The following is a 19,578-nucleotide window of genomic DNA, read 5'->3' on the forward strand; positions in this document are numbered from 1 at the left end:
TTCCGGTAGTTCCGCTACCGGAAAGGCGCACGGGCCGTTTCAGGCATCCACCCACATCTCACCGACCGGATCGAGCGTCCCCGTCCCCGACGTGACGGCTGCGACCAGATCCGCAAGCTCTTCCGAATCCCGCACCGCGAGCGTGAGGACGGCGAATTCCGCGTAGGTCGTGTCCACCACGGCGACTCTCCGCGCCCGTAGTTCCGACTCGACCCGTCCGGCATCGGCGTGTTCCACGGCCAACGACCAGAGATGACGCCGTTCCCGTGGCACGAGTGGCGCGACGTCCATCGCCGCGGTCACCGCGCCGGAGTACGCCCGCACCAGGCCGCCCGCACCCAGTTTGATTCCGCCGAAGTACCGGGTGACCACCACGACGATGTCCACCAGGTCGCGGGCCTCGAGTACCCGGAGCATCGGGATTCCTGCCGTGCCGCCCGGCTCTCCGTCGTCACTCGACCGCCCGATGCGGCTGCCGATCTCGTTGCCGAGGACATACGCCCAGCAATGATGGCGTGCATCGGGATACGCGCGGCGCTGTGACTGCACGAACGCCTGGGCCGCGTCGGCGTCCTCCACCCGGCGTACCGCCGCGATGAACCGGGAGCGCTTCACCTCGGTTTCGACCGTCAGATCCGGGTCGGCGCTCCTGGCAAGGGTGTGGGGCATCCGCCCATTCTCTACCCGTCCGGAGACTCCACTCTCACGCGGCGACCGACGGATATACGTAGGCTAGCGTCGGAAGAACGCACGCAGACGCCAATTGTCGACGAGGAGAAGTCATGACGTTCACGCCCGGAGGACCAAGTTATGGTCCGCCCGCGCAACCGACTGCAGGGGGAGAATCGAAAGGCCTGGGCTTCTTCCTTCTGGTCGGTGTCGCAGTTCTCGGTCTCGCGAATCTGCTGCTCGGATTCGCCCCGTACGTCACCTTGGTCAGGGACTCCCTCAATTCCTACGAGGCAGGTTCGCACGGTATCGGACTGCTGTTCCTCGGTGGTCTGCTCGCGGCCGTGTCCCTGCTTCCGAAACAGTCCTACGCGGGCGCGGCAGCGGCGGCGTCGGTGGCAGGCATCATCCTGGCCCTGTTGATCTTCTTCAACTTCGACGCGGACGGCGGGTGGGGGGCCATCCTGATCCTGATTCTCGGGTTCGTCCAGGCGGTCCTGGCGGTTGCCGCTCTGCTGTTCGAGGAGGGCATCCTCAAGCAGCCGGCGCCGCGGCAGACCGGCCCGGCGGGCTACGGGCAGCAGGGCCCGGGACCCCAGGGCTACGGACAGGGTCCGCAGCAGTACGGGCAGCCGCTGCAGTACGGCCAGTCGCAGCAATACGGGCAGCCGCAGCAATACGGCCAGTCGCAGGGGTACGGGCAGCAGCAGCCCTACGGTCAGCCGAGCCAGGGTCAGCAGGGGTACGGGCAGCAGCAGCAGCCCTACGGTCAGCCGAGCCAGGGTCAGCCGAGCCAGGGTCAGCAGGCTTACGGTCAGCCTCCGTCGCATGATGCGCCGACCACCAGCTATCAGCAGCCCCAGTACCCCGGCTACGGTCAGCCGAGCGGCCAGTCGCAGTATCCGACGGGACCGTCCGGAACCAGTTACGGTGCGGCGCAGCATGCCGCCCCGAGCTACGGTTCGCAGCAGGACTCGTCACCGATGGAACGGACGCTCGAGTACGGCGAGCAGTCGAGTTCCGATACCAGGGAGACCGGCAGCGCCGAGGAGCCGGGATCGGAAGGGCACGGAGAGCCGACGCAGGCATTCGACCCCCGCGCCAACAGGGACGACACATAGCCGGCCGTTGTTCCGGCAGGTGGCCTCTGACCCAGCAAGGTCGGAGGCCACTCCTGTGCGGCGCGCCTGACGGGCGGGCCGGCGATCGGGTGTCACTCTCGAGGGGATGAGTTCTCTGATGGATCGTGCAGTGAGGCGGCGGACGGCCGAAATTCGATCCGGGCCCGACCCGGACGAGGTCAGAACGTTTCTTGCTGTCGCGTTCCGTCCCGCGGGATTCACGATCGTGCTGCTGTCGGCGTTGATCGTCGTGATCCTGGTATTCGCGAACAGTGATCTGACGGGTACGTTCGGTGCCATAGCGGCGTCGTGGCTCGCGATTCATCAGGTGCCTGTGACGATCGACGACACGTCGCTGGGCGTGCTGCCGCTGATCCCGACCATGGGCATGGTGTGGGTGGTCGCGCGCGGTTGCGCGTCGGTGGTCGATCCGGCGAGCTCTCGGGGAAGGTCCCTGCGGGTGATCGGTGCGGCGGTGGCCGGACCTCTCGTGGTGACCGCCGTCAGCCTCGCCGTGATCGCCGACGCGTCCGCCGTCATTCCGTTGTCGACACCGAATGCGCTGGCCGCGTTCGGCTGGGTCCTTCTCGTTCATCTTCTGGCGTCGTCGATCGGTGTGGCGGTGTCGATGTGGCCGATTCTCGCCCCCCGGATTCCGGGTTGGGCGCGCGGCGCCGTACGGCCGGGTCTGCGGGCGATGCTGGCGATCCTCGGCGCGGGCGCGGCGAGTGTCACAGTCTCGCTGCTGATCGGATGGTCGACGGTGGGTGCGCTCCTCGAACGGGGTGACGGGGTGATCGGGATGCTGGGGCTCACGGCGCTGTCGGTGCTGTACCTGCCGAACATGGTGGTCGGGGCGTCGGCCGCGCTCACGGGTGTGAGCGCCCAGATCGGGGATGTCTCGGTCGGGGTGTTCGGCAACGTCGGCGGTTCGCTGCCGCCGTTACCGTTATTGGGTGCTGTGCCGGACGGGGTCTCGGGCGGCGCGTGGCCGGCCCTGCTGGTGATCCCGCTGGGAATAGGCGTGATGCTCGGCCGCGACTGCGGACGGCGCGTCTCCGGGCAGGAAGCCCTGTTCACGGTGCTGACCGCCGCGGCAGGTGTGGGACTGGCGATGGGGCTGCTCGCGATCAGCGCCGGCGGCGAACTCGGTGTCTTCGGAACGGTTCGGATCACCTGGTGGGCCTTCGGTCTGCTCATCTTCGGCTGGCTGGGTCTCGCGGGTGCCGTGACGGCTGTCGTGGTGGCGTGGGTGCGGAGCAGGCGGGTGGGCTGCGAGGACGTGAAGGACGAGGAACCGCATGTTCCCGGCGCCGCCGAGGAAGTGCCGGCTATTGCGGCACCGGTAAAGGAGACACCGGAGATCCTCCTGGCCGACGTGTCCGTCGGCGTGATCGAAGCGGAGGTCGTCGAGGATGTGGACGCGGTCCCGGTCGTCGCACAGGACGAGGCCGAGCCCGACACCGTGGTGGACGCGGAGGTCGAGGAAGACGAGGTGACTTCACCCGACGCCGAAACCGACCTGCCACGAAGGGCCGATACCCCTAACGACTAGGCTCTTGAACGCATCGACGATGTGATCACCCCATTTCGTCGCCTTCGATTCACCCGGCTTTCGATTGTTCAGGAGTAGAGCGCTGACTTCCTCGCGTGACGTGGCTACCCCGCCGGTGCGTGTAGTCGTACTCGCCTCCGGCGCCGGAACGCTCCTGCAGTCGCTCATCGAGGCGTCCCGCGCCGAGGGGTACCCGGCCGAGATCGTCGCCGTGGGTGTCGACCGGGACTGCGAAGCCATTCGCCACGCAGAGGCAGCGGGCATCGGTCACTTCCGGGTCAGTCTGCGTGACCATGCGGACCGTAGTGCCTGGGATGTGGCCCTGACGGACGCCGTTGCGGCCTACGACCCGGCGCTGGTGGTGTCGGCGGGGTTCATGAAGATCCTCGGGCCGGCCTTCCTCGGCCGTTTCGGTGGCCGCATCATCAACACTCATCCCGCACTCCTTCCCGCATTCCCCGGTGCCCATGCGGTGCCGGATGCGCTGGCGTACGGCGTGAAGCTGTCCGGCTCGACCGTCCACCTGGTGGACGCCGGTGTCGATACCGGTCCGATCCTCGCTCAGGAACCCGTCCCCGTCCTCGACGGTGACGACGAGGCGACCCTGCACGAGCGAATCAAGACTGTGGAGCGGCGGTTGCTGGCGGACGTCATCGCCGCTGTCGCTACCCGTGGAGTTGTATCCGATGGACGAAAGGCCGTGATCCCCAGTGAGTGAACGCAAGGCAGTGCGCCGCGCGCTCGTCAGCGTCTACGACAAAACCGGTCTGGTCGAGCTGGCTAGGGGCCTGCACAAGGCAGGCGTGGAGTTGGTGTCGACGGGTTCGACTGCAGCGAAGATCGCCGACGCGGGCATTCCCGTCACCCCGGTGGAGTCGCTGACCGGTTTCCCCGAGTGCCTCGAGGGACGTGTCAAGACCCTGCATCCCCGGGTGCATGCCGGTGTTCTCGCCGACACCCGCAAGCCCGAGCACCTCGCTCAGCTCGAGGAGCTCGGTATCGAGGCGTTCGAGCTGGTGGTCGTGAACCTCTACCCCTTCACCCAGACCGTGGCCTCGGGTGCGACGCCCGACGAGTGCGTCGAGCAGATCGACATCGGCGGACCGTCGATGGTGCGTGCCGCGGCGAAGAACCATCCGTCGGTGGCTGTCGTCGTCGACCCGGCCCGCTACGACGACGTGCTCGCGGCGGTGGCGGACGGTGGGTTCACCCTGGCCGAGCGCACCGTTCTTGCGGCACAGGCCTTCCAGCACACGGCGTCGTACGATGTGGCCGTCGCGAGCTGGATGACGTCCACTCTCGTCGAGTCCGATTCGCGGTTCCCGGCATGGGCGGGTGCCACGTGGGATCGCTCGGCGGTGCTGCGCTATGGCGAGAACCCGCACCAGGCTGCCGCGCTCTACGTGAATCCGGCCGAACCGGCCGGTCTGGCGCAGGCGGAGCAGCTGCACGGCAAGGAGATGTCGTACAACAACTACACCGACGGTGACGCGGCGTGGCGTGCCGCGTTCGACTTCAGCGAGCCGGCGGTGGCGATCATCAAGCACGCCAACCCGTGTGGCATCGCAGTCGGCACCGATATCGCCGAGGCTCACCGGAAGGCGCATGCGTGTGACCCGGTCAGTGCCTACGGCGGCGTGATCGCAGCGAACCGGGAAGTCACCGTCGAGATGGCGGAACAGGTTGCGGAGATCTTCACCGAGGTGATCATCGCGCCGTCCTATGCGGACGGAGCGCTCGGCGTGCTGCAGCGCAAGAAGAACGTGCGGGTTCTCCTGGCGCAGCCACCCACCCCGTCCGGCATCGAACTGCGTCCGGTCTCGGGTGGGGCACTGCTCCAGGAACGCGACGTCCTCGACGCCGATGGAGACGACCCCGCCAACTGGACGCTGGCGGTGGGCGACGCCGCCGACGAGCAGACGTTGCGGGACCTCGAGTTCGCCTGGCGCGCCTGCCGCGCGGTGAAGTCGAACGCGATCCTGCTGGCTTCCGGCGGCGCGTCGGTCGGCGTGGGTATGGGTCAGGTCAACCGCGTCGACTCCGCTCATCTCGCGGTGCAGCGTGCCGGCGACCGGGTGGTCGGCTCGGTGGGCGCGTCGGACGCGTTCTTCCCGTTCCCGGACGGGCTGCAGGTGCTGATCAACGCCGGGGTCAAGGCTGTGGTGCAACCGGGCGGCTCGGTGCGCGACAACGAGGTGATCGATGCTGCCAAGGAGGCGGGCATCACCATGTATCTCACCGGGGCGCGGCACTTCGCGCATTAGTACCCACTTACCACCAGCACCCACATACGATGACGGGTCCCGGCTTCGGCCGGGGCCCGTTTTCGTGCACTCAGGCGGTCCGGCCGGTCCCGGCTCAGGCGGCCCGGCCGGTTCCCTGCAGTGTGCGCGGTGAACTACTGACGACCACCCTGGAGGCGCCCCGGCTGCGCAGTTCGGAGATCAGTTCGCCGAGCGTTGCCTCATGGGCGGCATCGCAGTGCGACAGGTCGAGCGTGACAGCATATCCGGTGAGATCGCCCGGCAAGTCGGCATACGGGGGCGCGGTGGACAGTTGGTTGATGCGAAGTTTCATGTGGTGCTCCTGAAAGTGAAGGACAAAAGAAAAGGCACCCGAGGGGTTTGCCCTGGGTGCCCGAGAACGACTGGTGGTCTCAACATTCCCGGGGTGGGCCGTACTCGAAGATGTGCTTGTTCGTAGCTTCGATGACGGGGCAGCGGTGCCATGCGGGTACGGATCCGAAGAGCGCGTGAAGCTGCATCGTGGTCGTACCTTCCTGCGTGACGGTGCTGGTTGATAGCTGAGGTTACAGCACCGGTTGAGGGTTTGCACCTCGATTCACTGGGTTTGCCCGATAAACGCACATGCTTCGGGTGCATTTGTGGGAGTCGAACGTTGTTCGGTAACAGCTTGCTTTCGATATGGCGGCAAGGGAGGCGCGGTGGTGTGGAAGCTGATTCACTCGGGACTGATGTGACTCGAGTGGCAGCTGTGGAAGGAGAGTGGCGTCCGGTTCGCGACGGCGCGCCCATCCCGTTATGAAACGAACTGCGATCAAGGCCGGCGTGACCGCCTGTGTCCTGGGTGCTGCCGTGCTGATTCCTGCACAGGCGTCCGCGGAACCGGAACCTGCGGTCACCGCGACCGGCACGGAACTGGCGGGGATGACCGTGTTCCTCGATCCGGGACACCAGGGTTCGAGCGCCGGACACGACCTGGCGCAACAGGTCAACGACGGGCGGGGCAACACCAAGGACTGCCAGACGACCGGGATGACGTCGCTGGGCGGCGTCCCCGAGCACACGATCAACTGGAACGTCTCCCAGCTGGTCAAGAGCAGCCTCGAGACTCTCGGTGCGAAGGTGGTCCAGAGCCGCCAGGACGACACCGGCTGGGGCGGCTGCATCGACGAGAGAGCCCGTGCCGCAAATGAATCGAATGCCGACGTGGCGGTCAGTATTCACGCGGACTCCACCGCGGCCGGTGGTGACGCGTCCAATCACGGGTTCCACATGATTGTTCCGACACTGCCGATCCCGGACGCGAAGGCCGACGCCGCGCAGTCCGGAGGCGGGCTCGAGGCGTCCAAGATGATGCGCGACGCCTACGTCGCCGATGGCTTCGTTCCGGCCAACTATGCGGGTGTGGAGGACGGGCTGCAGAGCCGCGCCGACATCGCCGCACCCGCGCTCACGCATGTTCCGCTCGTGTTCGTCGAGATGGGCAACGGTTCCAACCCTGAGGACGCCGCCCACCTCGAGAGTGCGGACGGTCAGTTGAAGCATGCGATCGCCATCACGACGGGGGTCGTCACCTATCTGTTGACAGGCTCGTCCGCGACGCCTGGTGAGTCGCTCGCCGCGGCCACGCCCCCGGACGCCGCCGAGAAGTCGACGAGCCCGCTGCCTGATCCGAAGGCGACGAGCCCTCAGCCTGCTCCGAAGGCGACGAAGCCGGAATCGTCGGGCACATCACCCGGACTCTCCGAGTTACTCGCCTCGCTGGCACCGCTGCTCGAGGTCGACGGTCTGGACGGACTGCAGGATCTGGTCGACGACAAGACCGTCGGTGTGCTCTCGGACCTGGCCGCCACCCTCCTGTCGATGCTGACCGGTACGGGCGGAAACTAAAGCCCCGCCACCCATTTCGTGAACGGCACGGCGAACTCCTCGGAATAGGGCAGGTCCTCGACGTAGTCGGCGCCGGTGGACGGCAGGTCGCCTACATCTTTGAGGACATGGTTGGCGTCGACCATGCGCACCGATGTCAGGGCGGTGTGTGCGAGGGCCGCGTCGAGTCCGTTCACGTCGGCCACCCGCACCTGGATGTCCTTTTCGGAACAGCTGGTCAACACGGGAAATCCGGCGGGCAGCCGACCGGCCAGCTCGCGCGGGTCGAGCGCGTCCTCCTCGGCGAGGGCCCTGGCGTTGGCGGCAACGAGTCCGGCGTTCTGGAGTGGTTCGGGCAGGCCGTCCGGGATGGTTCCCGATGTCCGCAGCGATTCCACGGTGTCGGCGAGAGCGAGACGAAGTTCGTCGGCGAGTTCCACCGGCAGCTGACCGGCACCGGCGACGGCGTCGAGCTGGGCGTGGATCTGAGTGGTGAGCAGGTCGAGCAGGCGGACGCTGAGCGGTTCGAGCAACCCGACGGCACGCACGCGCGATTCGTCCGCCGAGGTGGCCAGGGCGAGAGCGACGAGCGCGCCGTCGCTGTGACCGATCACGCAGAGGCGCGACGGGTCGACGCCGGGCGCGGCGGCCAGGAAGTCGAGCCCGGCGGATGCCGCGTCGACGAAGGTGTTGAAGCCGAGGTCGCCGACCTCCTCCACTTCGTACGGCCCGAGCGCGGTCCGCCCGCTGCCGATCTTGTCGAATCGCAGGCTGACGACACCGCGTTCCTCGAGGAGATCGGCGAGAAAACGGAGGGTTCCGATGTTTCCGGGAAGGAGTGCGCTGTCGCCGTTACGGTCGGTGGGCCCGCTGCCGGCCAGCAGCAGAGCACCGGGTGCCGGCGCATCCACACCGACCGGTGTGCGGAGACTGCCGTAGTAGGTGACAGGACCGCTGTCGAAGGTGATCTCGGTGTCAGGCATGGGGACTGTCTACCAGTTTCTCCCCAAAGCTCGTGTGAAGTGGTCACAGTGGAACGAGAGCGGGACCACGGCAGCATGGACACGGAAGGAGACGCTCATGCTCGGTGCCTTGAATCAGCAGCAGATCGAGCAGGTGCTTCGAAGCGAGGTGATCGGGCGGATCGGATGTGTCGCGGAGGGGCGCGTCTACGTCGTGCCGATCACGTACGCGTACGACGGCACCTATGTGTACGGACATTCGGCGGATGGTGCGAAGCTCCGGGCGATGCGGGCCGATCCTCATGTGTGTTTCGAGGTGGAGCGCGTCGAGAACCTGGCGAACTGGCAGAGCGTCATCGCCTGGGGTGAGTTCGAGGAGTTGGAAGGGGAGGCCTCGGAGGCAGGCATGCGGGTGTTGCTCGATCGGCTGATGCCTCTGATGGCGAGTGCCACGAGCGGCCCACCGCACGGGGGACATCCTGAGGGTGCCGACGCCGGGCATGCGTCGGTGTACCGGATCAGGCTGGGTGAGCGCACGGGCAGGTTCGAAAAACGCTGATCACTCGGGGGCCGAGGCCCTTGGCCCCTCGTTTCGGGGACAACCGGCACTTCACGGACGGATCACCGCAGCGAACCGTGAGGACCAGGAATGATCCGGACTCGGGGAGGACGCACATGAACGGGTCGAGAGTCTTGTTCACGACCGTGACGGCGCTTGTTCTGGCGGTGGGGGCGGTGGGTTGCGGCACCGATGACACGTCTTCGGACGAATCCGTGTCATCGGCGACCACGTCGGTGGCCGAAGACGTGGAAACTCCAGCGGAATCGGCCGACGGCGACATCCCGATCTATCAACCTTCGAGCCTGGTCAGTCAGGCGATCGGGTCGACGGTGCTGACTTCGGCCGATCCGATCGAGAAGATCAGTGACTTCTACGTCGACGCAGTCGAGAAGGGCGGCTGGGAGACGGTGTCGAAATCTGTGACCCGATACAGCACCAATCTCACGGTGAAGAAGTCCGGACAGGGTGCCTCCATCTCCATCGCACCCAGCGGCGAAGGCACGGTGATCTCGATCAGCACCTACCCGTCTTTCTGACCGGGGACCGGGAAACCGGGGTAACGGAATACCGAACTGATCGCGAACGATGAGCATCGCTCGGGCCGACCGATGATTTCGGGGGCGTGCGCGGGTCCACAGTAGTGTCCGTATCCCTGCAAGCGCTCGGAAATCGGAATCCACCTCATCCCGGCGATCGAAAAGAGAATTCGATGTCCACCACGATCTACGTCAACCTCCCGGTCAAGGACCTCGGTAAGGCGACGGCCTTCTACGAGGCACTCGGCTACGAACTCAACCCGCAGTTTTCCGACGAGAACGCGTCAGCTGTCGTCATCAGTGAGCACATCGTCGTCATGCTTCTCGCGGAACCGTTCTTCTCCACGTTCACGAAGAAGGAGATCGCGGACGCCACCAAGACCACCGAATCCATCCTGTGCCTGTCGGCCGAGAGCCGCGAGGCGGTGGACGCCCTCGTCGACAAGGCATTCGAGTCGGGCGGGTCGCTCTCGAACGACCCGATAGACGAGGGCTTCATGTACGGCCGCAGCTTCCAGGACCCGGACGGTCACCAGTGGGAAGTCATGTGGATGGATGTCGCTGCGGCACAGGGGCAGGCGTCGTGACCGCCCAGGTAACTCCGGTGGTCGCGGAGTCGGGAACCGCGCGCAAGGTGGGGTGGATCCTGAGCGGCCTGGTCGCGGTGTTCCTGTTTTTCGACGGCGTCACCAAGGTGCTGAAGGTCGGCGAGGTCGAGAAATCGGCCGCGGAGCTGGGACTCCCGGATCACCTGATCGTCCCGATCGGGATCGTGCTGCTCGCCTGCACCGCGCTCTACCTCGTCCCTCGCACGGCACCGCTCGGCGCGGTTCTGCTCACCGGTTACCTGGGCGGGGCGACGCTCACCAACTGGCGCGTGGAGAAGCCCCTGTTCAGTACTGTGCTGTTCGCGGTCTACGTGGGAATCGTGGCCTGGGCGGGCCTCTACCTGCGCGACCGCAAGGTTCGCGAACTGCTGCCATTGCGTGCGGAGACACCTCGCTAGATCCCCCGAGCAGACCTCACACCCGGCGTTCGACCACGAGCGCCGGGCGTGAGGTCTGCGTTCTCAGGACTGTGTGTCCGCACGGGCCTTCGTCAGCGCGCCGTCGAGCCAGGGTCCCAGCACGGATGCCGGCGCGGCACCTGCCTGGCGCGCAACGACATTGCCGTGGTACAGCACGGCCAGAGTGGGGACCGCCTGCACGCTGTACCGTGCCGCCAGGGCCGGCGACTTGTCGATGTCGACCTTCACGAGTTTCACTTCGCCCGCCTTCTTCTCGGCAAGCTGGGCCAGTACCGGACTCACCATCCGACAGGGTCCGCACCAGGTTGCCCAGAAGTCGACGAGCACCGGAATCGTGGCCTGTTCGGCGCGTTCGGCGAAATCGCTGTCGGAGGCGTCGACGATCCACGGCAGGAACTTCTTGCACCGCGCGCACCGCGGCCGTCCCGTCGCAACATCGGGTACACGGTTGGTCGTGCTGCAGCCAGGGCACCGCACTGTGGTCATCGCGCACACTCCTCATTCGCCGTCGTACAGGCTCGAGCCTGCCCGAATTCAGGTTCGCGCGCCACGATGTTCCTTGGCGAGGAATCTGTGGAGCTGGTCGAACGGGTAGGTGTTGACGACTTCGCCCGGTACGGTCCAGCCGCGCTGCGCCGTCGCCACACCGAATCGAATGTAGTCGAGTTGCGGGACCGCGTGTGCATCCGTGGACACCGCGAAGCGAACACCGTGGTGATGCGCCCGCCGGACGAGGTCGCCGTCGAGATCGAGCCGGTCGGGCTGCGAATTGATCTCGAGCGCGGTCCCGGTGCGGGCTGCCGCGCGGAAGACGGCCTCGAAGTCCAGGTCGATGGGTGGCCGCGATCCGATGAGACGGCTTGTGGGATGGCCGATCACATTGACGCAAGGGTGTTCGATGGCCCGCACCACCCGGGCGGTCATCTCCGCACGGGACTGGCGGAACTGCGAGTGCACCGACGCCACCACCACGTCGAATCCGGAAAGGAACTCCTCGTCCCAGTCGAGTGAACCGTCCGGTTGGATGTTCAGTTCGGTGCCGTGCAGCAGCCGCAGACCCGCCGTGCGTTCGAGTGTCCGGATGCGCTTGCGCTGGGCCAGCGCCTTCTCCGCGGTCATGCGCTGCATGTACAGCAGCGGTGCGTGGTCGGTGATGGCGTAATACTCGTATCCGCGAGCCTTCGCTGCCGCCACCATGTTTTCGAGTGTCGCCACGCCGTCGGTCAGATCGGTGTGCGTGTGCAGGTCGCCGCGAATGTCGGCGGTTTCGAGCACGCGGGGCAACCGGCCCGCGAGGGCGGCCTCCACCTCCCCGTCGCCCTCGCGCAGCGTGGGTGGGATCCACGGCAGTCCGAGTTCCGCGTAGACCGCTTCCTCGGTGTCGGCCACGATCAGTTGTCCCGTCTCCACGTCGAACAATCCGTACTCGGACAGCTTCATCCCGGCGTGCACCGCCAGTTCACGCACTTGCACGTTGTGGGCCTTCGACCCGGTGAAATACAGCAACGCGGCACCCCACACCGACGGGTCGACCACCCGCACGTCCACCTGCACCCCGGTAGTGGTAACGATCGACGTCTTGGTGGACCCGTGTGCGAGAACCCTTGCCACCTGCGGCAACTCGACGACGGTGGTCATCACCGGCTCCGAGTCGCACGCAGCCACCAGCAGATCGATGTCGCCGACCGTGTCGCGCATCCGCCGCAGCGAACCCGCATAGGTCGCCCGCTGCACCTGCGGTACGGCCGAGATCCGCTCGAGCAGCCCCGTGGCGAGGTCCAGTCCGAAACCGAGCTGTACCCGCTCGCCGGCCGAATGTGCGTCGCGCAGCGAGGTGGCGAGGTTCTCCTCGCTCTTCTCGCCCCAGCCGCGCAGCTCGCGCAGGCGATGGTCGTGCAGGGCGTGGAGCAGTTGGTCCGTCGAGGTGATCCCCAGCTCGTCGTATACCTGGTGTGCCCGTTTGGGTCCGAGCCCGGGAACCGACAGAAGGGTGCGCAGGCCGGTGGGCACCCGGGACCGCAGTTCCACCAGTTCCGTGACCGAGCCGGTGTCGAGAAACTGGAGGATCTTACGGGCGATGTGGCTGCCTACGTTCGGGATCTTCTCGAGCTCCTTCTCGGTCAGGCCCGCCACCTCTGCGGGATGCCCGGCCACCGCCCGCGCCGCTTTCTCATAGGCGCGGACCTTGAAGGGCGCGCCGCCGGAGATCGCGAGCAGTTCGGAGTATTCCTCCAACATGCCCGCCACCGCATCGTTGGAGCGCGACATCGTCTCAACCTCCTTCGTCCTCCTATCTCACGATCGGCCCGCTGCGGCCCCAGCTGCTAGTGACCTATGGCCCCGGCCCGGGGACCGTACGGCCCTGTGGGTGCGTCCGAGCGCGCGCGAAGGTGGGCAAGATGAGCGGCGAGCCCGAGTTCGGTCCGGTGGCCGGGGCGGTGTTGCGTGAGCGGTATCTGCGCCGCGACGAGCAGGGCACAACGGTGGAGTCGCCGGGGGAGATGCTCGACCGGGCCGCCACCTTCGTCGCGAAAGCCGAGGACGGGTATGCGCCCGGGTCTTCCGCGCGGTGGGCGCGCGAGTTCTCCGCAGTGCTGCGGAGCCTGGAGTTTCTCCCGAACTCGCCTACCTTGATGAACGCCGGCACCCAGCTGGGCGTTCTGTCCGGCTGTTTCGTGCTGCCCCTGGAAGATTCGCTGCCGTCGATCTTCCGCACGCTCGGTCAGACCGCGCTCCTGCATCAGGCAGGCGCGGGCACCGGGTACACCTTCAGCCATCTGCGGCCGGAGGGAGACCGGGTGGCGAGCACCGGCGGCACCGCCAGCGGCCCGGTGTCGTTCCTGCGACTCTTCGACACCTCGGCCGGCATCATTGCGCAGGGTGGCCGACGCCGTGGTGCGTGCATGGCAGTTCTCGACGTGTCCCATCCCGACATCCACGACTTCGTGACGGCCAAAGCAGCCGCACCCGGTGAATTCCGGAACTTCAATCTCTCGGTTGCCGTCACCGACACCTTCATGCGCGCGGCCGAGAGTGGTGGTACCCATCGGCTGGTCAATCCGCGCACCGGGCGCACGGTTGCCGAGGTGCCGGCCACCGGCCTCTTCGACGCCCTCTGCACCGCCGCCCATACCAGCGGTGATCCGGGGCTGCTGTTCCTCGACGCCGTCAACCGCGCCAATCCCCTGCCGCAGCGCATCGAAGCGACCAACCCGTGTGGTGAGGTACCGCTGCTACCGTACGAATCCTGCAATCTGGGCTCGGTCAACCTCGCGCGACTCGTCGGGGCGGGCGAGGTGGACTGGAACCGGTTGACCGACGTCGTGCGGCTGGCGGTGCGGTTCCTCGACGACGTCATCGACGTCAGCCGCTATCCCTTCCCCGAACTCGACCGTGCGGCGCGGGCGACGCGCAAGATCGGGCTGGGAGTGATGGGCCTCGCCGAGCTGCTGGCCGTCCTCGGCGTTCCCTACGACAGTGAGGCGGGGATCGAACTCGCCGAGCGGATCTTCCGGCACATCGAGCGCACCGCGCATGCGGCGTCGGCGGAACTGGGCGTCGCTCGTGGGGTGTATCCGAAGGCAGGCGAGAGCCGATTCGCCCGCTACCGGAAGCTCCGGAACGCGCAGGTCACGTCGGTGGCGCCGACCGGCACTCTCTCCTTGATCGCCGGCACCACCTCGGGAATCGAGCCGATATTCGCGATCGTCTACGACCGCGAGGTGCTCGGCCGGCATGTGCGGGAGACCAACAGCAGTTTCGAGCGGCTCGCCCGTGCCCGCGGCTGCTACGACGACGAACTGCTCGCCGACATCGCCCGGACCGGCGGTGTGCGGGGCAACGAGCAGGTTCCCGAGGATCTGCGGGAGGCCTTCCCGACGGCGCTCGAGATCGCGCCCGAATGGCATCTGCGGATGCAGGCGGCGGCGCAACGTCACGTGGACGCCGCGGTGTCGAAGACGGTGAACCTGCCCGAGTCGGCTACCGTCGCCGGCGTCCGCGATCTCTATCTGACTGCCTGGCACTCCGGGGTAAAGGGCATCACGGTCTACCGGTACGGCAGTACTGCGGGACAGGTCCTCTCGCTCAGCGCTCCGGATCCGGAAGCGGCCGGCTGTACGGTCTGTGAATTTTGAGAGCGGGGATTGCGTGGCTGGCGCGAACTCGACATGCTCATTCGAGAGGAGCAGCCAGTTCGTCGTACCGATCTATCAGCGCGCCCCAGAGCCGCCGAACCGCCGGAGACCCACTCGCCTCCGGTAACAGCAAGTCCCACACATCGATCGGCGGGAGGCCGACGCCGTGCCATCACTGCTAGCGGACACATCCGCTCATCCGAGGACCCGGCCGGTCACAAGCAACGGGGTCTGCGCCGGGTATAGGTTCGTAGTTGTTACGCCAACGACTCTCGATTGACGAGGTGACCGATGACCACCGCAGACGCTCCCACCCAGACCGCGACCACCATGCCCCGAATCGGCGAACCTGCACCCGCATTCACTGCCGTGACCACGCAGGGGGAGATCAGCTTTCCCGGCGACTACCAGGGCAAGTGGGTGATCTTCTTCTCCCACCCGGCCGACTTCACCCCCGTGTGCACCAGCGAATTCATCACGTTCGCCTCGATGCAGGACGACTTCCGCAGGTACAACACCGAACTCGTCGGACTGTCGGTCGACGGCCTCTACAGCCACATCGCGTGGCTGCGCACCATCAAGGACAAGATCACGTTCAACGGCATGAGCAACGTCGAGGTGACGTTCCCGCTCATCGAGGACATCACGATGGAGGTGGCCCGCAAGTACGGCATGATCATGCCGGGCGAAGACTCCACCAAGGCCGTGCGCGCGGTGTTCGTGATCGACCCCGCCGGGATCATCCGCACGATCATCTACTACCCGCTGAGCATGGGCCGCAACTTCGATGAGCTGCTCCGCGTGATCAAGGCGTTGCAGACCGCCGACGCGTTCGGGGTGGCCACGCCCGCCGATTGGCGTCCTGGCGACCGCGTGATCGTCCCGACCGCCGGCTCGTGCGGGGTCGCGGCGGACCGCATGGCCGGCGCGGAGGAAGGCGTCGAGTGCGAGGACTGGTTCTTCTGCACCAAGGCGATCAGCGAGGACGATGTCGAGAAGGCCATCCGCGCCGACTAGCGTCTCATCCGTTCCGAGGTGTCCGGATCCCGGGTGCGGCCCGATCCGTACACCGCGAACCGTGGCCTCCTGCGGCGGCTCAACGGTGGAACGAACCCGGTCAGCTCTCGCTGGTGTCGGAGCGCGTTCGGCATCGCGTGAGCGTCGCAGGGGCCAACCGGTCGCCGATTTGCGAGAACCCTCGTAACTTGGAGTGGTGACGTCAACGGAACACAGACCAGCCACCCTCGGCGAACTCCGCGAGTCGGGCCACATCCAGCGCACCGTCAAGGAAGAGATCCGCGACAACCTGCTCGCGGCCCTGCGTGATGGGCGCGATCCGTGGCCGGGAATCGTCGGGTTCGAGGAGACGGTGGCGCCGCAACTCGAGCGCGCACTCATCGCTGGTCACGATGTTGTTCTCCTCGGTGAGCGCGGCCAGGGCAAGACCCGTCTGCTGAGGACCCTGTATCTGCTCCTCGACGAATGGACGCCGGTCATCGCCGGGTCCGAACTCGGGGAACATCCCTTCGAACCGATCACCCCTGCGTCGATTCGACGGGCAGGGGAACTGGGTGAGGAACTCCCCGTCGCATGGAAGCACCGCAGTGAGCGGTACTCGGAGAAGCTCGCCACCCCCGATACGTCCGTGGCGGACCTCGTCGGTGACGTCGATCCCGTCAAGGTTGCGGAAGGACGTAGCCTCGGGGATCCGGAGACCATCCACTTCGGTCTCGTACCTCGCGCCCACCGCGGCATCGTGGCCATCAACGAATTGCCCGACCTGGCCGAACGCATCCAGGTGTCGCTGCTCAACGTGATGGAGGAACGCGACATCCAGGTGCGCGGCTACACGTTACGTCTTCCGCTGGACGTTCTTCTCGTGGCCAGCGCCAACCCCGAGGACTACACCAACCGCGGGCGCATCATCACGCCCCTGAAGGACCGCTTCGGTGCCGAGATCCGGACGCATTACCCGATGCGCCTCGACGACGAGGTGGCGGTCATCGTTCAGGAAGCTCACCTGTCCGCCGAGGTTCCCGAGTATCTCCTCGAGATCCTCGCCCGGTTCACCCGGCTGCTGCGCGAATCCACGTCCGTCGATCAGCGGTCGGGGGTGTCGGCGCGGTTCGCGGTGGCGGGGGCCGAGACCGTCAGCGCCGCCGCGGTACACCGGGGCGCCGTTCTCGGTGAGGCGGATCCGGTGGCGCGGCCCGTGGATCTCGACACCGTCGTCGATGTCCTCCGCGGGAAGGTGGAGTTCGAATCGGGTGAGGAGGGCCGCGAGATCGAGGTTCTCGAGCATCTGCTCCGCCGTGCCACCGCCGACACCGTCCGCTCGAGGCTGGGCGGTATCGACCTGGGCCCACTGGTGGCTGCCGTCGAACACGGCGACCCGGTGGTCACGGGCGAGCGGGTCACGGCGAAAGCGCTGTTGAACGAGCTCCCCGAACTCGATGTGCTCGACGAAGTGGCCGACCGCGTGGGTGCCGTATCCGACGGCGAGCGCGCCGCGGCAGCGGAGCTCGCGCTCGAGGGGCTGTATCTGGCGCGCCGGATCTCGAAGAACCCGGACACCAACGGGCAGACGGTGTACTCGTAATGTCTCGCAATGCACGGTACGGCCCCTATCAGGGTGGTGATCCGCTGGCGCCGCCGGTGGATCTGCGTGAGGCACTGGCCGCGATCGGTGAGGATGTGCTCGGTGGCAGTTCGCCCAGTCGGGCGCTGCGGGAACTGCTCCGCCGCGGCAACCGTGACATGCGGGGCCTGGACGACCTTGCGGCCGAGGCGAACCGCCGTCGGCGTGAACTGCTGAAGCGGAACAATCTGAACGGCACGCTCGAAGAGGTACGTGAACTTCTCGATCGGGCTGTGCTCGAGGAACGCAAGACGTTGGCCCGTGCCCTCGATGACGATGCGCGTTTCTCCGAGATGCGGCTGGCGGAACTGCCGCCGTCCACTGCTCTGGCCGTGCAGGAACTGGCCGATTACGAATGGCGCAGCTCGCAGGCCCGTGAGGACTATGAGAAGATCCGCGACCTGCTCGGCCGGGAAATGCTCGATCAACGGTTCGCGGGCATGAAACAGGCACTCGAAGGTGCCACGGACGAGGACCGGCAGCAGATCCGCGAGATGCTCGAGGATCTGAATGCACTGCTGGACAAGCACTCCGGTGGCGCGGACACGCAAGAAGACTTCGACGAGTTCATGGACAAGCACGGCGAGTACTTTCCGGAGAACCCGCGCAACGTCGAGGAACTGCTCGATTCGCTGGCCCAGCGCGCAGCGGCCGCGCAGCGACTGCGCAACTCGCTGTCGCAGGAACAACGCGACGAACTGGACGCGTTGGCGCAGCAGGCATTCGGGGACCCGTCGTTGCTGGGCCAGCTGGACAGGCTCGATCAGCATCTGCGAGCCGCCCGTCCGGGTGAGGACTGGCAGGGCGCGCAACGGTTCCGCGGCGACGACGGCATGGGTCTGGGCGAGGGTACCGGTGCCTTGCAGGACATCGCCGAACTCGAGTCGCTGGCGCAGCAGTTGTCGCAGCAGTACGCGGGGGCTCAGCTCGACGACATCGATCCCGAAGCCCTCGAGCGCCAGTTGGGTCCGGAGGCGGCCGCCGATGCGCGCACCCTCTCGGATCTCGAGAAGGCGTTGCGCGAGCAGGGGTTCTTCGATCGCGGCGCGGACGGGCAGTGGCGGCTGTCGCCGAAGGCGATGCGTCAGCTCGGGCAGACGGCGCTGCGTGATGTCGCGCAGCAGTTGTCTTCACGAGGCGGCGAACGGGACACCCGCCGGGCGGGGGCGATGGGTGAGCTGACGGGCGCGTCGCGGGAGTGGGTGTTCGGGGACACCGAGCCGTGGGACGTCACCCGGACGATCACCAACGCCGTGCTGCGTGAGCCGGGCCGCGTCCCTGTTCGCTTGTCCGTGTCGGACGTGGAGGTGATGGAGACCGAGCAGCGGTCCCAGGCCGCGGTTGCGTTGCTCGTGGACACCTCGTTCTCGATGGTGATGGAGGGGCGGTGGGTGCCGATGAAGCGCACGGCCCTCGCCCTGAATCACTTGATCTCCACGCGTTTTCGCAGCGACGAACTGCAGCTCATCGCGTTCGGCCGGCACGCGCAGGTGTTGACGCCCTCGGAGTTGGCCGGACTGGACGGGGCGTGGGACCAGGGCACCAACCTGCACCACGCGTTGTTGCTCGCCGCCCGTCATCTGCGCCGCCATCCCAATGCCCGGCCGGTGGTTCTCATCGTCACCGACGGTGAGCCCACAGCACATCTGGAGCCGGACGGGTTCGCCTACTTCGACTATCCGCCGAGCGCCCGGACGCTGGGTTTCACGGTGCGCGAACTCGATACGCTTGCCCGCCTCGGTGCCCATGTCACGTTTTTCCGGCTCGGTGAAGACCCGGGTCTGGCACGGGTGGTGGACCGGATGGCCGAACGGGTGGCGGGCCGTGTCGTCGCCCCCGGACTCGACGGTCTCGGTGCCGCCGTCGTGAGCGACTACATGCGTCGTCGGCACTGATCGCGGGTGTGTACGGCTTGCCAGGTGGAGATCGCTGCGGTGCCGAGCAGTCCGCCCGTGACCGCGAAGATGGCGCCGGTGCCCGCGATTCCAGCCACCGTGCCGGCCACCAGTGGGATGAGAACCTGACCCAGCCGGTTCCCGGTGAGGCGGAGGGAAAGCGCGGCCGCCCGATTGTCGTCGGAGACGAGTCCGGTCACCCAGGTCATGGTCAGTGGCTGGCCCGCGCCCCAGAAGAATCCGGCCACGACGAGAAGAAGAGCCATCACCACCGGGTTCGGGACGAACGGCAACAACGCGGTGGGCAATGCCGAGCACAGAGTCGCGGAGACCAGGAGCCGTTGGCGGGGTACCCGCTTCAGGAG

At 66.8% G+C, this 19,578-nt stretch carries 19 protein-coding genes; 13 read left to right on the plus strand and 6 right to left on the minus strand.

Annotated features, from left to right (window positions below; translation table 11 throughout):
• Nucleotides 1-39: 39 nt before the first annotated feature.
• Entirely contained in the window at nt 40-669 is a 630-nt protein-coding gene (locus tag WAW17_RS08640; protein ID WP_422332569.1) for an IMPACT family protein, read from the minus strand.
• Nucleotides 670-782: 113 nt separating this feature from the next.
• Between WAW17_RS08640 and WAW17_RS08645 the strand changes: the two genes are divergently transcribed.
• The 4 genes from WAW17_RS08645 to purH all read left to right on the plus strand — a co-directional run bounded on the left by WAW17_RS08645 (nt 783) and on the right by purH (nt 5,609).
• The gene (locus tag WAW17_RS08645) at nt 783-1,790 is read left to right on the plus strand and encodes a DUF5336 domain-containing protein (protein ID WP_422332570.1); all 1,008 of its coding nucleotides are present in this window, start codon (nt 783-785) and stop codon (nt 1,788-1,790) included.
• Nucleotides 1,791-1,896: 106 nt separating this feature from the next.
• A complete protein-coding gene (locus WAW17_RS08650) occupies nt 1,897-3,345 on the plus strand; it encodes a DUF6350 family protein (protein ID WP_422332571.1) in 1,449 nt (482 codons plus the stop codon).
• 64 nt (nt 3,346-3,409) lie between these two features.
• Nucleotides 3,410-4,063: a phosphoribosylglycinamide formyltransferase gene (gene purN / locus WAW17_RS08655; protein ID WP_422332572.1), complete on the plus strand. Its 654-nt coding sequence runs from the start codon at nt 3,410-3,412 to the stop codon at nt 4,061-4,063.
• Nucleotides 4,056-5,609, plus strand: coding sequence for a bifunctional phosphoribosylaminoimidazolecarboxamide formyltransferase/IMP cyclohydrolase (gene purH / locus WAW17_RS08660; RefSeq protein ID WP_422332573.1), 1,554 nt, complete (start codon nt 4,056-4,058; stop codon nt 5,607-5,609). Before purN ends, purH begins: the two co-directional genes overlap by 8 nt.
• 94 nt (nt 5,610-5,703) lie before the next feature.
• On the opposite strand, the gene WAW17_RS08665 is transcribed toward purH, so the two are convergent.
• Nucleotides 5,704-5,922, minus strand: coding sequence for a hypothetical protein (locus WAW17_RS08665; RefSeq protein WP_422332574.1), 219 nt, complete (start codon nt 5,920-5,922; stop codon nt 5,704-5,706).
• Nucleotides 5,923-6,386: 464 nt separating this feature from the next.
• Here WAW17_RS08665 and WAW17_RS08670 point away from each other — a divergent pair, with 464 nt between their 5' ends.
• Entirely contained in the window at nt 6,387-7,478 is a 1,092-nt protein-coding gene (locus WAW17_RS08670) for an N-acetylmuramoyl-L-alanine amidase (RefSeq protein ID WP_422332575.1), read from the plus strand.
• On the opposite strand, the gene WAW17_RS08675 is transcribed toward WAW17_RS08670, so the two are convergent.
• Nucleotides 7,475-8,440 (minus strand): alpha/beta hydrolase, encoded by a 966-nt coding sequence (locus WAW17_RS08675; RefSeq protein ID WP_422332576.1) that lies wholly within the window; start codon nt 8,438-8,440, stop codon nt 7,475-7,477. The two genes, WAW17_RS08670 and WAW17_RS08675, sit on opposite strands and share 4 nt — an antisense overlap.
• Before the next feature lie 97 nt (nt 8,441-8,537).
• On the opposite strand from WAW17_RS08675, the gene WAW17_RS08680 reads away from it, so the two are divergent.
• From WAW17_RS08680 to WAW17_RS08695, 4 genes are all read left to right on the plus strand, one after another.
• A complete protein-coding gene (locus WAW17_RS08680) occupies nt 8,538-8,978 on the plus strand; it encodes a pyridoxamine 5'-phosphate oxidase family protein (protein WP_422332577.1) in 441 nt (146 codons plus the stop codon).
• A gap of 116 nt (nt 8,979-9,094) precedes the next feature.
• On the plus strand, nt 9,095-9,517 hold the full coding sequence (locus WAW17_RS08685) for a hypothetical protein (protein WP_422332578.1): 423 nt from the start codon (nt 9,095-9,097) through the stop codon (nt 9,515-9,517).
• A gap of 173 nt (nt 9,518-9,690) precedes the next feature.
• Nucleotides 9,691-10,104, plus strand: coding sequence for a VOC family protein (locus WAW17_RS08690; RefSeq protein ID WP_422332579.1), 414 nt, complete (start codon nt 9,691-9,693; stop codon nt 10,102-10,104).
• Nucleotides 10,101-10,523, plus strand: a complete 423-nt coding sequence (locus tag WAW17_RS08695) for a DoxX family protein (RefSeq protein ID WP_422332580.1) — start codon at nt 10,101-10,103, stop codon at nt 10,521-10,523. Before WAW17_RS08690 ends, WAW17_RS08695 begins: the two co-directional genes overlap by 4 nt.
• Nucleotides 10,524-10,586: 63 nt before the next feature.
• On the opposite strand, the gene trxA is transcribed toward WAW17_RS08695, so the two are convergent.
• Both trxA and polX read right to left on the minus strand, forming a co-directional pair.
• Nucleotides 10,587-11,030 carry a thioredoxin gene (gene trxA / locus WAW17_RS08700; protein ID WP_422332581.1) on the minus strand — a complete coding sequence of 148 codons (444 nt, stop codon included), beginning with the start codon at nt 11,028-11,030 and terminating at the stop codon, nt 10,587-10,589.
• Nucleotides 11,031-11,078: 48 nt separating this feature from the next.
• Nucleotides 11,079-12,812 (minus strand): DNA polymerase/3'-5' exonuclease PolX, encoded by a 1,734-nt coding sequence (polX, locus tag WAW17_RS08705; protein ID WP_422332582.1) that lies wholly within the window; start codon nt 12,810-12,812, stop codon nt 11,079-11,081.
• A 131-nt stretch (nt 12,813-12,943) separates the two neighbouring features.
• Between polX and WAW17_RS08710 the strand changes: the two genes are divergently transcribed.
• The 4 genes from WAW17_RS08710 (at nt 12,944) to WAW17_RS08725 (ending at nt 19,213) form a co-directional block, all read left to right on the plus strand.
• Nucleotides 12,944-14,680 (plus strand): adenosylcobalamin-dependent ribonucleoside-diphosphate reductase, encoded by a 1,737-nt coding sequence (locus WAW17_RS08710; protein WP_422332583.1) that lies wholly within the window; start codon nt 12,944-12,946, stop codon nt 14,678-14,680.
• Between the two features lie 291 nt (nt 14,681-14,971).
• Nucleotides 14,972-15,697 carry a peroxiredoxin gene (locus tag WAW17_RS08715; protein WP_422332584.1) on the plus strand — a complete coding sequence of 242 codons (726 nt, stop codon included), beginning with the start codon at nt 14,972-14,974 and terminating at the stop codon, nt 15,695-15,697.
• Between the two features lie 196 nt (nt 15,698-15,893).
• The gene (locus WAW17_RS08720) at nt 15,894-17,279 is read left to right on the plus strand and encodes an ATP-binding protein (protein ID WP_422332585.1); all 1,386 of its coding nucleotides are present in this window, start codon (nt 15,894-15,896) and stop codon (nt 17,277-17,279) included.
• Nucleotides 17,279-19,213 (plus strand): VWA domain-containing protein, encoded by a 1,935-nt coding sequence (locus WAW17_RS08725; protein ID WP_422332586.1) that lies wholly within the window; start codon nt 17,279-17,281, stop codon nt 19,211-19,213. Before WAW17_RS08720 ends, WAW17_RS08725 begins: the two co-directional genes overlap by 1 nt.
• Here WAW17_RS08725 and WAW17_RS08730 read toward each other — a convergent pair.
• A partial coding sequence (locus tag WAW17_RS08730; protein ID WP_422332587.1) for an MFS transporter occupies nt 19,192-19,578 on the minus strand: 387 nt, incomplete at its 5' end. The genes WAW17_RS08725 and WAW17_RS08730 overlap by 22 nt on opposite strands.

The sequence above is a fragment of the Rhodococcus sp. (in: high G+C Gram-positive bacteria) genome, from assembly GCF_049286785.1.
Taxonomy (GTDB): domain Bacteria; phylum Actinomycetota; class Actinomycetes; order Mycobacteriales; family Mycobacteriaceae; genus Rhodococcus_F.

What these genes read in the sequence shown, in the direction of transcription:
- WAW17_RS08690 (WP_422332579.1), top strand. Translation starts at nt 9,691, where the DNA reads ATGTCCACCACGATCTACGTCAACCTCCCGGTCAAGGACCTCGGTAAG.
- WAW17_RS08665 (WP_422332574.1), bottom strand. Translation starts at nt 5,922, where the DNA reads ATGAAACTTCGCATCAACCAACTGTCCACCGCGCCCCCGTATGCCGAC.
- WAW17_RS08675 (WP_422332576.1), bottom strand. Translation starts at nt 8,440, where the DNA reads ATGCCTGACACCGAGATCACCTTCGACAGCGGTCCTGTCACCTACTAC.
- WAW17_RS08640 (WP_422332569.1), bottom strand. Translation starts at nt 669, where the DNA reads ATGCCCCACACCCTTGCCAGGAGCGCCGACCCGGATCTGACGGTCGAA.
- WAW17_RS08670 (WP_422332575.1), top strand. Translation starts at nt 6,387, where the DNA reads ATGAAACGAACTGCGATCAAGGCCGGCGTGACCGCCTGTGTCCTGGGT.
- trxA (WP_422332581.1), bottom strand. Translation starts at nt 11,030, where the DNA reads ATGACCACAGTGCGGTGCCCTGGCTGCAGCACGACCAACCGTGTACCC.
- WAW17_RS08645 (WP_422332570.1), top strand. Translation starts at nt 783, where the DNA reads ATGACGTTCACGCCCGGAGGACCAAGTTATGGTCCGCCCGCGCAACCG.
- WAW17_RS08715 (WP_422332584.1), top strand. Translation starts at nt 14,972, where the DNA reads ATGACCACCGCAGACGCTCCCACCCAGACCGCGACCACCATGCCCCGA.
- WAW17_RS08710 (WP_422332583.1), top strand. Translation starts at nt 12,944, where the DNA reads ATGAGCGGCGAGCCCGAGTTCGGTCCGGTGGCCGGGGCGGTGTTGCGT.
- polX (WP_422332582.1), bottom strand. Translation starts at nt 12,812, where the DNA reads ATGTCGCGCTCCAACGATGCGGTGGCGGGCATGTTGGAGGAATACTCC.
- WAW17_RS08725 (WP_422332586.1), top strand. Translation starts at nt 17,279, where the DNA reads ATGTCTCGCAATGCACGGTACGGCCCCTATCAGGGTGGTGATCCGCTG.
- WAW17_RS08650 (WP_422332571.1), top strand. Translation starts at nt 1,897, where the DNA reads ATGAGTTCTCTGATGGATCGTGCAGTGAGGCGGCGGACGGCCGAAATT.
- WAW17_RS08680 (WP_422332577.1), top strand. Translation starts at nt 8,538, where the DNA reads ATGCTCGGTGCCTTGAATCAGCAGCAGATCGAGCAGGTGCTTCGAAGC.
- WAW17_RS08685 (WP_422332578.1), top strand. Translation starts at nt 9,095, where the DNA reads ATGAACGGGTCGAGAGTCTTGTTCACGACCGTGACGGCGCTTGTTCTG.